A 12726-nucleotide genomic window follows, 5' to 3' on the forward strand; every position below is an offset into this window, starting at 1 on the left:
CGTCCGCTTGATGACCTGTCGCATTTGCGACAATTCATTTGCTCAAGAAGGTCGAGGACGGAAGCGGTAGAGTCGTCAATGGATTGGCCGGGACGGCAGGCTGGCATGCTGGTTGCTGAAGCGTAGGTAGGTCAAACAATGAGGAGCTCTCGCGTGATCGCCGCCAGCACCGCCGCCAAATCGTCTCGGTACGACCAGGTGCGCGCCAAGCCCACCGTGCTCAACGACACGACATTGCGCGACGGCGAGCAGGCACCTGGCGTTGCGTTTACCACAGACGAAAAGCTGGCGATCGCGCAGGCGCTAGCCCGGGCCGGAGTCACGGAGATCGAGGCGGGAACGCCGGCGATGGGCAACGAGGAGATCGCCGCCATCCGCGCCATTGTCGAAGCAGATCTTCCGCTGACCACCATAGGCTGGTGCCGGATGCGGGAATCTGATGTCGACGCGGCGATCGAAGCAAAGGTGTCCATGATCAATATGTCCGTCCCGACCTCCGATGTCCAGATCGCGGCCAAGCTAGGTGGTCATCGCGACCTGGCGCTAGAACGGGTGAAGCGAGTGGTAGGCTATGCCCGTGAGCGCGGACTTGAGGTCGCCGTCGGTGGTGAGGACTCCTCCCGCGCCGACATTGACTTTCTCATTAGACTGATGGCGACTGCAAAAGCCGCGGGCGCGCGTCGCTTTCGTATTGCAGATACGCTCAGTGTGCTCGATCCCGACGCAACCTACGCGCTGGTCGGAAATTTGCGTGCGACTACCGATCTCGAACTCGAATTTCACGGTCACGATGATCTAGGACTCGCAACCGCGAACACGCTCTCCGCCATCAGGGCTGGCGCGAGCCACGCCTCAGTGACCGTCATCGGGCTGGGCGAGCGGGCCGGAAATGCACCGCTCGAGGAAATCGCGGTCGCACTCAAGCAGCTCTACGGGCGCGAGACTGGCATCATACTCCCGGAGCTCGAGAACGTCGCCACGGTGGTAGCAGCCGCGGCCGCACGTGCGATTCCTATGAACAAGGCGATCGTCGGACAGCATGTATTTACGCACGAATCCGGCATTCATGTCGCTGGCCTTTTGAAGGATCAACGCACCTATCAATCGCTTGATCCCGTTTTGCTTGGCCGCTGCAACCGCTTTGTGTTCGGCAAGCATTCCGGACTTGCGGCGATCACCGCGATACTCGATGAACTGCAGCTCGTCGCCAGCGACGATCAAGCCAGGCAGATCCTGTCGCAAGTCCGCAAATATGCCATCGAGCACAAGCTGCCGGTCGAGCGCGAAACCGTGGCGGCGATCTGGCGCGACGTGTGCGGATGCTTGGCACCCCACCCCGCGTGAAAAGCCGTGTCCAGCAACGTTTGCGTCGACCCTTGGCAAACCGACGCGCCGCAAGGACAGTGTGCGATGTCGCTGATGGCACGAGCGGCGTCCAGCTCTCGCACGTCAGATCCCCTGGCGCGATCTCACCTCCAGATCTTACTTCCCGTTCCGCCATACATGCTGTGATCTCCTACCCAATGACGAGCTGTCCCCGGACTGCCAATCGGCATCTTCTCGCCCGGCTGATTTCCGGCCCGACGACCGTCCTGACGAGCGCCAAGCTAGATCGTGATTTGGCCATTGATCCCGGATCTTCATCGGAACTGGCTTCGTCACCGGCGGACCTGCCGATCTGGGCAGCGAAGTTGGGAGCACCGCTTTCCGGAGTCAGGCTGTGGCGATGCGCACCAGCTGTGCGAGGCAGGACGGCAGCAGTCAACACGCGCCCCCCATCTCATTGACCGTCCAGAGCTAATCCGAAGGAGAATTTTCGATGATCAGCTCATCCACGCCAGCCGGTATCCTGGATCGGCTCAGCAAGGCCTCGTCGGCAGAGGATTTTTTCTCGCTGCTTGGCGTCGATTACGACCCCAAAATCGTAAATGTCGCGCGCCTTCACATCTTAAAGCGCATGGGACAATATTTTGCCGAAGAGCAATTTACTGGCGCCGAAGAGCCGGAAATCAGAGCGAGGTGCAAGGCGATGCTGGAGCAAGCCTATGCAGATTTCGTGGCATCGTCACCGATCGATCAGCGAGTGTTCAAGGTTTTGAAGGATGCCGTCGCGGACCGTAAGAAGGCCGCAGCCTTTGTCCCGTTGAGCGAGTTGAAGTGATCTAGCGTTTCACTGTAAGCGAATTACGACCGGCCGGCGCCGAGGCAATCCGATATTGGGGCCTTCTCTTTGTGCTCAAGTATCTGCAGCCATCACCGGAGCGGCGGCTGTCGTATTCCCGACCCATGTCTGGACTGGTCGTGTCGACGGTATCAGCGGTTGTTTGAATTGTGTCGCAGGCCATTACTTCCGACTGGCTTTCAATGGTCTTTGCAACTGGTACGACACTTGCTGTTGTCCTGTCAGCGGTGCCGACAGATAGCAGTCGACCGCGATGAGTTTGAAGGAGGACCTATGATGCTGTTTTTACTACCTGCTGAGACCTGCGCTACCATTTCGAGGCCCATAATCGCGTTAGCTCCCCTCGAAACCGGTTTTGACGCGATCAAAGCTCCGTAACGTCGGTGAGATGCTGGTCAATGGATAAGTCTTCGCTTCGCGTTACTCCTGCACCCCGTATGCACAACATCATCTGCATCAAATCGGTCCCCGATCCCGCTCAGATTTGTGCCCATCTCATGGCGGATGGGAACGGTGCCACGAAGAGCGCCAGGTTCGGCCCATACGGAGTGCTTTCGTTTGACGGTCGGGATGGATTGCGTGATAGAAGTGTTGCCAGGATCGCCCTCGTTTGCACCGCCAATGTGGAGTCGTTGGGCCGAGCTGGGTCGCAGGTACTGCGCAGCGTACGAACTCGCCCACTCAGGCACCGAAGCGATCGGTTAGAATCCCCACAGCGCCCTGGCGAGCCGCGGTGGCGCTCGTCGAACCCGACGGGTAACGGTCGAGTTTGGAAGACCTCTGCAAATCCGGTCGGACGGGTGCGTCTATTGCCACGACCTGTGTTGTTGTGTGGCCGGTCCGAACACGCAGGCGGGGCAGAGCAGCCAGCCACTTGCTAACCGAAAGTGATCTTCAGTTGACGAAGCGAAAAAGCAACCCGTGGCGCCGGCGCCCCTATCGTTGAGGAGGAATTTGAAACTATGAGCAACGTCAGCAGAACGGCCATGCCAGCGGCTGCCGGCCGCGCAGCAGCCAAAAAAGAGCTGCCGGAGCGCTTTAAGTCGTACAAGCACGTCTGGGTCTTCGTCGAGCTTGAGCGTGGTCAGGTGCATCCCGTTTCCTGGGAGCTTATGGGTGCAGGGCGCGGCCTTGCCGACAGGCTAAAAGTGAATCTTGCCGCTGTGGTTATCGGTCCGGAGGGGCAGCACACACGTAACGCCGCGCTTGAAGCCTTTTGCTATGGCGCCGATCTGGCCTATCTCGTGAGCGACAATGTTTTGTCGGATTACCGTAACGAATCCTATACCAAGGCCCTAACCGAACTCGTCAACACCTACAAGCCCGAGATCCTGCTGTTGGGTGCGACGACGCTCGGTCGCGATCTCGCAGGTTCTGTGGCGACGACCCTATCGACGGGGCTCACTGCCGACTGCACCGCGCTGGACGTGGACGCCGATGGTTCGCTTGCGGCGACGCGTCCGACCTTTGGCGGCTCGCTGCTCTGCACGATCTACACGCTAAATTATCGTCCGCAGATGGCCACCGTCCGCCCGCGGGTCATGCCGATGCCTGAGCGTGTCGACCGCGATGCCGCTCGTATCGTCGTTCATCCGCTCGGCCTTTTCGAAGACGATATCGTCACAAAAGTATTGTCATTTCTGCCCGACCGCGATGCACAAACGTCCAATCTGGCCTATGCCGATGTCGTGGTTGCGGGCGGCCTAGGACTAGGATCGCCTGAGAACTTTCGGTTGGTGCGCGAGCTCGCATCCCTGCTTGGGGCTGAATATGGCTGCTCGCGTCCTCTCGTGCAAAAAGGGTGGGTTACGTCTGACCGGCAGATCGGCCAGACAGGCAAAACCATCCGGCCGAAGCTCTATATTGCCGCGGGGATTTCCGGTGCGATCCAGCACCGGGTTGGCGTCGAGGGCGCGGATCTGATCGTCGCCGTCAATACTGACAAGAACGCTCCGATCTTCGACTTCGCCCATCTCGCGATCGTCAGTGATGCCACTCAATTGCTACCGACGCTGACGGCAGCATTCCGCGCGCGGCTTTTGCCAGAATCGCGCGCCCGGATCGCGGTCTAGAGGAGATGAGGATGATTGAAGAGAAATTCGATGCGATCGTGGTCGGAGCCGGTATGGCCGGAAACGCGGCGGCATTGACGATGGCCAAACGCGGCATGAAGGTGCTGCAGCTCGAGCGGGGCGAATATCCCGGATCGAAGAATGTGCAGGGCGCCATCCTATATGCCGATATGATGGAAAAGCTGATCCCCGAGTTTCGAGAGGAGGCGCCGCTCGAACGCCACCTGATCGAACAGCGGTTCTGGATGATGGACGACCGCTCCCATGTCGGCATGCACTACCGTTCGGAGGACTTCAACGAGGAGCGGCCGAACCGCTATACGATCATACGCGCTCAGTTTGACAAATGGTTTTCTTCCAAGGTGCGTGAAGCTGGTGCGATCGTGCTGTGCGAGACCACCGTCACCGAGCTCGTACGGGACGATCGTGAAAGGATCGTCGGTGTTCGTACAGATCGCAGAGACGGCGAAATACATGCCGACGTCGTCGTCCTGGCCGAAGGGGTCAATGGCCTGCTCGGCACACGTGCAGGCCTACGCGCGCGCCCGACAGCCGACAACGTTGCGCTCGCGGTTAAGGAAATGCATTTCCTGCCTCGCGAGACTATCGAGGCGCGCTTCAATCTCAGGGGCGATGAAGGCGTCGTGATCGAAGCGGCCGGCACCATTTCTCGTGGCATGACCGGGATGGGTTTCATCTACGCCAATAAAGAGTGCATTTCGCTTGGCATCGGTTGTCTTGTCGCCGACTTCCAGCGCACGGGCCAAACGCCGTACGGACTGCTCGATCAATTCAAGAGGCATCCCTCTGTGGCGCCCCTGTTAGCAGGGTCCGAAGTCAAGGAATATTCGGCGCATCTCATTCCCGAAGGCGGTTACAAGTCGATCCCGCAGCTTTTTGGGGAAGGCTGGGTCGTAGTGGGCGATGCGGCCCAACTCAACAATGCCATTCATCGTGAGGGCTCCAATCTCGCGATGACCTCCGGCCGTATCGCCGCGGAAGCGATAGGTCTGGTTAAATCACGCGGCGAACCGATGAGTGCAACAAATCTGTCAATTTACAAGAAGATGCTGGACGATTCGTTCGTCATCAAAGATCTGAAGAAGTACAAGGATTTGCCGCCCCTAATGCATACTCACTCCCAGAACTTCTTTCTCACCTATCCGCAGCTCATCTCCAAGGCGATGCAGAACTTTGTGCGCGTCGATGGTACGCCCAAGGCTGAAAAGGAGAAAGCTAGCCTGAAATCTTTTGTCAAGGCGCGGTCATGGTCAGGTCTGTTCGGCGATGCTTGTCGTCTTGCGCGGGCCTGGCGCTGACCGCAACGGTGTGAAGTCCAACAATGGAAGGCCAAAGCATGAGTTCCGAACCCGCGGTGCGCGTCGAAGACAAGCTGTATTACAACCGCTATCTTGTCGACGTCGGAAACCCTCACGTCAAGGTCCGTGCGCACACAACGCCATCGCCGCAGCTACTTTCACTTTTGAAAGTCTGCCCCGCGCGGTGCTATGAGCTCAACGACGGCGGCCAGGTCGAGGTAGCGGTTGACGGCTGCATCGAGTGCGGTACCTGTCGCGTTATCGCTGAGCCGACCGGCGACATCCAATGGAGCCATCCGCGCGGCGGGTATGGTGTGCTGTTCAAGTTTGGGTGATGGTGAACGAAAGGCCGTCGGGCGACCGAGGCGAGGCGTGGGAACTCATCCTATCCGTGGCGCATTGCGTGTCATCTGCGGGACGGCGGGAATTCGACCACGACGCTCTTAATGAGGACGCCGCGCAACATGACTTGCCGACGTGACCCGCCGTGCAGCTCGTGCGGGAGCCGCAAAGGCCTCGTTGTGGTGCCACTGCGTGGCGCCCCAACTGCGTCGATCGAATGGCAGAGTAGAGATCAGCCTCTCGCCTGAGCGGGGGCGGACCCAGCGGCCTCGATAGCGACCGCCACTGACTGCGTGATCGCAGCAAAACGCACAGCGGTGTGTATCGCTCTGGAATCAACGCCCGCGGCCCTCAGTGTCTTCTCATGGGCATCAATGCAGACACCGCAACCATTTATGACGGAGACAGCAAGCGACCACAGCTCGAAATCTGTCTTGTCCACCCCGTGATTGCCGATCACGTCCATACGTAGCCGTGGCGGCATCGTCTTGTATTCCGGGTCGGAAACGAGGTGAGCGAAGCGGTAGTAGACGTTGTTCATTGCCTCCACAGTGGCGGCGGCTTTCGCTGCGGCGATCTCTACAGAGGTCATCACGGCGGACGCCGCGCATTCCAGCGCGGCCACCAGGGCTGCATTGCGGGTGGCAGCCGCACTCGCCAGCAGCAGCCCGTATTTTCTCTGCAGCGAAAACGTCTCGTCGGTCACCACGGAGATCAAGTTAAGCCGGACATCCTTCGCGAAATCGGGAATCCTTATTTGTTCGATCCACGACATGCTGCCTCAAGCAACTTTCAAGGTTTCGCCGCCGATTTCGCGGTTGCAGGGACAGAGCTCGCCGGTTTGCAGCGCGTCCAGAACGCGGAGCGTGTCCTTAGGACTGCGCCCCACACTGAGATTGGTCGCGTAAACGTGCTGGATCGTGTTTTGGGGGTCAACAATGAAGGTGCAACGATAGGCGACCCCTTCGGGTGAACGCACGCCAAGACCATCGACGAGCGTTCCCTTTGTATCGGCAAACTGCCAGATTGGTAGATTGTGCAGGTCGACATGCGAACGCCGCCATGCAAGCTTGCAGAACTCGTTGTCAGTCGAACCACCCAGTACAACCGCATCCCGTTCAGCGAATTCTTCGGAAAGCCGGGCAAATTCCGCGATCTCTGTCGGGCAGACGAATGTAAAGTCCTTGGGGTAAAAGAAGATAATCTTCCATTTTTCCGGAAAGCTCGTTTCGGTCAGCGTCTCAAATGCACTCTGCCCTTCTTCTTCCTGCGCATGAAAACCGGGCTTCACGCCTGTGATGTCGAATGGCGGCAACTGACTTCCAATTCCGAGCATGCTGTCCTCACAAACTTGCTTTTGTAGATCGTGACCTCACGGGTGGAGCAAACTATATGCCACCCGTTCTTAGGTCTGGAATGGGCGCAACAAGACCAGCCCAGCGGCTTGGGTCCGGGCATGTTCGCGCGCTTGGTGCCTCGATCAGCACTAAGCTGACGGTCATCTGGAGCACCAATGCTCTTACAAGGCGTTGGGGCCAACCTGCAAAACACCGCCATACCCCAGCAGAGGAATGGCTACGATTGCGGTGCCTTTGAGCTCGACGGAACGCGCGCGCTGGTCAGGCAGGTGGCGGGAAGACGACAGACCTGAACCGTAGCAGTCTCGTCATCGACCGGCACGGCACCGCAAAGCCGGCTACGGGCTTGATGTCGGCTTGCGCTGTTTAGCGGGCGCAGCTGGTCGAACTGGGACGTCTCGCCATTGAAGGTCCACAATCGGCACGTTCGTAAGACATCAAGGTGGCGCAGGAGCGGACGCTAGAGCTAAGGCGGCTTCCGGAGATGGCGAAGATTCTGGTGGACGATTGCGGAGCCGACGTGCTCGGCAGCCCCACTGTCGCGTTCAGGTCGTCCGGTATCGTTGTAACCAAACACCGCAGCTCGGGTTGGGCCCGGCTGCGCGCCACGATCAAGGCAGCAGCCTGCCAAGTCCGCGGTGAGGCTCGCCCGTCGGCATCTCCCGCACGCTTCGCAATAAGGTCGATCTCCTCGCGATCAGCAAATTCGCCAAAGAACGAGAAACAGCTGGCCGGGCCGACGGCTGCGGCCTCGGCAAGCCCATTTATACCAAGACTAAAGGGCACCTGCTGCCGAGTGGTTGCGAAATCGAGATCTTTTCTCCCCTCGCAACATCGATTGCGAGTATAATGTGCGTGCCCATTTGCTGGCCTCGAGTGTCGCTGCACCTGTCGCCGATGCGTACGCATTGGCGCCCGACATCCTGAGCCACATCGGCCAGTAGCCTATTCGTCTTTTGGAAGGTAGAGAACTGCCCGGAACATTATTCGGATCGATCTCATGTAGATTATCGATCACGGCCGGGATCTTGTTGGTGTTTTTCTCGCATCGGGCATAGCTGTCGAAGATGCTCCTGCGAATGTGGTAGGCGTTGCAAGCAACCGCTCGGCAGCCCGAGCGGAGCGGCGCGCGCGACCTCCGCGAATACTTGCGCTCCATTGCTAAGCCGTAGCGCATCAAAGGAGCGGCGTGTGACGCGCGCCAAAAGCGGCACGCCAGATCGGCCGGCTTCAAGGGTCAGAACCAAGGTGACCTCAGCCTCGCCGTGCGGCAGAGAGGCTTTTATGCGTGCTGGAAAAACATTGAGGATAGAGCTTGCGCGCCGAGCTTCGCGCGCAATGCTGACGTCGTCGGCAGCGATGCGCAGCCGCAGCTGCGCGCCCGGTGTAAGCGGCACTCCAGGTATCAGAAAGCGCACAGCTTTGAGGCGGAGCATGATCAGCCCATAGCGCCCATCATACCCGCCGACCGTAGTATCAAGACAGACTGCCGCTTCGCCCCGCCTGGCAAGCGCCGCATCGCTCTGAATGACATTGAGCGGACCGGCCGTAGTTACGGCGCCATCCTTCATCATGACGAGATAATCGGCAAAACGCTCGATATCAGCGATGTCATGGCCGAAGTAAATCATCGGCAATGGAAGCGTTTGCCGCATGCGCTCGAGAAAGGGCAGGATCTCGCATTTGGCGGAGCGGTCGAGCCCAATGAGTGGATCGTCCAGCAAGAGTAGCCGAGGCTGGCCCAACAGCGCACGGCCAAGGGCGAGTCGCTGTCGCTCCGCTCCGGAAAGATCTGATGGCAAACGCTCGAGCAGTGGCGCCAAGGCGAGCAATTCGACCACACCATCAAAATCGATCAGTGTCTGTTCCGATTTGGACGCGTTGTATAAAAGGGTGTGTCGTACAGACAAATGAGAAGAGAGAATCGGTAGGCGAAATACATATGCGACGTGACGAAGATGAGTCGGTCGAAACGTAGTCTCATCCTGCCAAATCTCCCCATCAATCGCACAGAATCCATTCGGCAGGCGCTGGACGCCAGCGATGCAGCGCGCGAGTGTAGTTTTGCCGCACCCGGGCGGACCAAGAATCGCTGTGACGCCTTTGGCTGGTACGCTGAATTGCGTATCTAGCAAAATGCTTCCGAGAGAACCGTTGAAGGCAACTTCGATATAGCCCTTTTTGGCTTCTCTGATGAACCTTAGCATGTGCTGTATCTTCTCAGCTAAGTCAGGAGGCCAATGGCTGCAGTGGAGCTGATCGCCATGCTTCCGACGATCCACTCGACCCCGCGGCAGCACGGGCTTTTCTGCTCGCGTGAGGGCCTAGGGTAGGGGGCGGACTGCAGATTGGTATCAAGACCGGAGTCTTGTTGAGCAGCTTCGCGCCGCTAGGATTGTGGCAATCGGGCGTTGCTCGCTGCACTTGGCATTGAGAGATAAGCGCCCTTCCAGCAGCGCAAGGTTGTCAGTCTGCTTGGCGGGCCGAGCGCATGTTCGAATAGCGCCGCTTGAGAGGCTTGGCGGTAAAGCTGTCCGATCACTGGCTCGGGGCCAGAACTCGGCATTACGGATCCCACAGCTTCGCGAGCCGATTCGAAGTTTGCGTCCGTCGCCACAATGGTGGCCTTTGCACTCTCAGGTGCGAGTAGCATCAGCGCTAGATCGATCATGATGAATCGAATTAACTTCATTGGAATCCTGGCTCCGCCGCGACCGCTTCCTTCGCGGCAGCTTGATCCTTACCCAGCAATCGGCGTGCCGTTTTAAGGAATACCTGGCCGGCTAGTGGCAAGGGAGGCTTTGCATCGGTCTCCACCCTGCGTCCTGAATCGCCGCATCGTAGGACCTTGGACGTTCGCGTCGCCAACCGCACATGCAGGAGCTATGACATGGCACCTGAGGGTGAAACCATGCCTCTCGCATTGGAGATGGTGCTTCGGCGAATGTGCGGCCGTAAAACGCGTCAGTGATACACAAGTCGCTGCCTCCGGCTGGCGCACCTTCCGATCTGCGCGAAGGAGAAGGTTGGCAGCCTCTCTTCGAAAAACGCGCTGATATGAGATGATATGCGCTGTCCGCGCGCTCAAAGTGCTTGAACCGCCCGTAACGTCAGGATGTAGGCATTGCGAAGCAAAACGCCATATTGGGAGCCAACATCGGCACACAAGAGCTAAACGGCCGATCTCTGTTTGATCCCGGTCCTCGCAATGCGTGTTGCGCCTAGCGGTACGATGATTCCGAGCGCCGGTATCATTGCGGCGCCCGGAACAACAAGCAGTGGCTACCGAGGCGCTGGAATCCGGTAAACAGATCCGCCTCGCGGGGCAAAGAAAAACAGTGAAGTATATGCGGCTTAAGAGAGGTTTGGTGAATCAAGAGCGACGAATGGGCTGGACTTGCAATGCGCATCGCTATGCAGCCGTCCTCGCTGCGATCGCGATCGCAGCGACGTGGTGCACAGGATACGCTCGCGCGCGAGATCGTCGGGCCGAGGAAGTCTTGGTGTCGTGCAAACCAGACGTGATCCGCTTCTGTGACCGCTTTACAGGCCGTAACGATGCCGATGTGGCCATGTTTTGTCTTACGGAAAACTTCAAGAACTTACGCCGCGAATGCCGACGCATGATGCCTACCGCCACTGCCGACAGAAACGACCGGTCGAGACAATCTCTCAACAGGCGTCCGGTAGGCCTTCATCGAGAGTGAGGCACGGCAGTTGCGAACTCGAACGGTAGTGAGGTGTTCAGACTAGCGGGGCCTCGGGGTTTGGCCAGCTTGGTGGCTGCAAGTTGATCGGACTGAAGCATCAGCCTGCCGCGCGCAGCTCAACTATCTGAGGACTGATCCGTGGATCGACTGGCAGCAGTTGCGCTTTAATCAGAGCTGCAGCCATTCGGCGACTTCGAGGCTTACATGACGTTGCTATGGGTTCGCTGTAACGGTCCCGAAGGACAAGTGCGTCAGGTGAGGAGGGAATGGCCAGACATGCGCAGAAAATCCGTACTCCTCACCGATATACCGTTGTGGTCGGCGACCAGGTGTTTTTGGGCAGGTGGCTAAGCGGTAGTGACAGGCAAAAGATTCGCCGGAATATTAGCGTTGGACGTTTGCTTCATTGCCGTTTCCCTTAGAGTCTCAGCTTGGAACGACCTTGGGTTGTACTGCCGGGCTCGAGTAATAGAGTGAGCTAGGAAAACCTCTTTTGTTAGCCACTGATCGACTTCCCGAGGCAACCGCTTGATGCCATTGCGGCGTTCTCGATGCGCGCTTCAGGGGAGTCGCTTCGCCCGATCGTGGTGCTCTTGACCGAATACACTTTAGAGCTCAGGGCTAATGGGAACGCCGTCGACAGAAGTCTCTCAAAGGCAGAAAGCTGTTCATGCAGACGCTTCTCAACGGCCTCCCGCTGCGCGCCAGGCAGTTCAGTGCCAAGTAATCGACGGCAACGCCAGATTTCGTTTCGCAACCATCTGATCTCATTTAATGTATCATCAATCGAAGTCATCACAGATATTCGTTCCTGGAGTATCAAGCATGACGATCGTCTGAGCGGCCGTTGCTTGGCTCCGCATTTCTGCCGAATAGTTCAGCCGAGGACTTACGACTTTCCGCCCGTTTGTCCCCGGAGGCGGCGAGCAAGATGTGTGCAACTCTTACCAATCAATATCACCCGACACCGCACGTGTGACAACAAATCGCGGCAGAGTTTCGCGGTTTAACGGCGTCCCGATCGTCTGTCCTGCACAATTTCAGCGCTCCACAAGATCGGTTGGCCGACGGGCAGTTAAGTAGATCCGGCCTGCTATAGGCATTCACAATCACTTATTCGATAACTAATCTATGGGCGAGGTGGACCTTACCAACAACATGGGAAAGCCATGAGAACGATTGTGAGGAAGGCAAACCAGCCTGACTGCGATCCACGGCACGCGCCAGCCGATCAAAGAAGCGGACGCGGTTGCGATCGTGGTAATACAACGCGAAATGTCGATGGACGCAGTGTCGAGCCTATTGAGCATTCCACAGACGGTCATTGACATCGACATCCGCTGTGCACGCCTCAGAAGAGCGAGTGAATAGCTCGAATCCCGCGCTGCACCAGGTTGTAGCGTTGTTGATGCGTAAAAGATAAAGGCCCGCTTGGCAGGCGTTGACGTCCCATCGCAAGTGGACATCACGACGACGACCTGTTGATTTCCAGTTTTCCCGCCTGCGGGGGCGATGGCCAGGAAAGCCATTTCGATGTCGGCACGGGCCGCCTGACCGGCCATCATCAAGTACGATGCGGGCAATAGAATGTGTCTACCCAGCCTAGCCGCGCCTTTTCCAAGGAAAACGCTGGGTGAACGCCAGCGCGCGAGCGGCACGAGCGCTGCGGTGAAAGCTTGGGAGTCTTATGTCCTTTCGAACCAGCCTCACGAGGGCGCTAGGCGAAAGCGATCGCGCCAGCAA

General features: G+C 58.2%; 9 protein-coding genes. 5 read left to right on the forward strand and 4 right to left on the reverse strand.

The genetic code is table 11. The annotated features are described in order from the left end of the window. The first annotated feature begins 153 nt into the window (after positions 1–153). The 5 genes from nifV (at position 154) to ABIA40_RS00670 (ending at position 5908) form a co-directional block, all read left to right on the forward strand. A complete protein-coding gene (gene nifV / locus ABIA40_RS00650; RefSeq protein ID WP_370157567.1) occupies positions 154–1344 on the forward strand; it encodes a homocitrate synthase in 1191 nt (396 codons plus the stop codon). 475 nt (positions 1345–1819) lie between these two features. Then, a complete protein-coding gene (gene nifW, locus ABIA40_RS00655) occupies positions 1820–2161 on the forward strand; it encodes a nitrogenase stabilizing/protective protein NifW (RefSeq protein WP_036014872.1) in 342 nt (113 codons plus the stop codon). 983 nt (positions 2162–3144) lie between these two features. After that, positions 3145–4254, forward strand: a complete 1110-nt coding sequence (locus ABIA40_RS00660; protein ID WP_036014870.1) for an electron transfer flavoprotein subunit alpha/FixB family protein — start codon at positions 3145–3147, stop codon at positions 4252–4254. Positions 4255–4265: 11 nt separating this feature from the next. After that, positions 4266–5573, forward strand: coding sequence for an FAD-dependent oxidoreductase (locus ABIA40_RS00665; protein ID WP_036014868.1), 1308 nt, complete (start codon positions 4266–4268; stop codon positions 5571–5573). Positions 5574–5611: 38 nt separating this feature from the next. Continuing rightward, positions 5612–5908: a ferredoxin family protein gene (locus ABIA40_RS00670; protein WP_036014950.1), complete on the forward strand. Its 297-nt coding sequence runs from the start codon at positions 5612–5614 to the stop codon at positions 5906–5908. A gap of 239 nt (positions 5909–6147) precedes the next feature. On the opposite strand, the gene ABIA40_RS00675 is transcribed toward ABIA40_RS00670, so the two are convergent. The 4 genes from ABIA40_RS00675 to ABIA40_RS00690 form a co-directional block, all read right to left on the reverse strand. Beyond that, a complete protein-coding gene (locus ABIA40_RS00675) occupies positions 6148–6690 on the reverse strand; it encodes a carboxymuconolactone decarboxylase family protein (RefSeq protein WP_036014866.1) in 543 nt (180 codons plus the stop codon). Between the two features lie 6 nt (positions 6691–6696). Then, entirely contained in the window at positions 6697–7251 is a 555-nt protein-coding gene (locus ABIA40_RS00680; protein WP_370157568.1) for a peroxiredoxin, read from the reverse strand. Positions 7252–8280: 1029 nt separating this feature from the next. Beyond that, positions 8281–9480, reverse strand: coding sequence for a molybdenum ABC transporter ATP-binding protein (modC, locus tag ABIA40_RS00685; RefSeq protein ID WP_370157569.1), 1200 nt, complete (start codon positions 9478–9480; stop codon positions 8281–8283). 1999 nt (positions 9481–11479) lie between these two features. Then, a complete protein-coding gene (locus tag ABIA40_RS00690; protein WP_225124644.1) occupies positions 11480–11779 on the reverse strand; it encodes a hypothetical protein in 300 nt (99 codons plus the stop codon). Between the last annotated feature and the right edge of the window lie 947 nt (positions 11780–12726).

Source organism: Bradyrhizobium sp. USDA 223 (assembly GCF_044909005.1).
Classification (GTDB): Bacteria; Pseudomonadota; Alphaproteobacteria; order Rhizobiales; family Xanthobacteraceae; genus Bradyrhizobium; species Bradyrhizobium yuanmingense.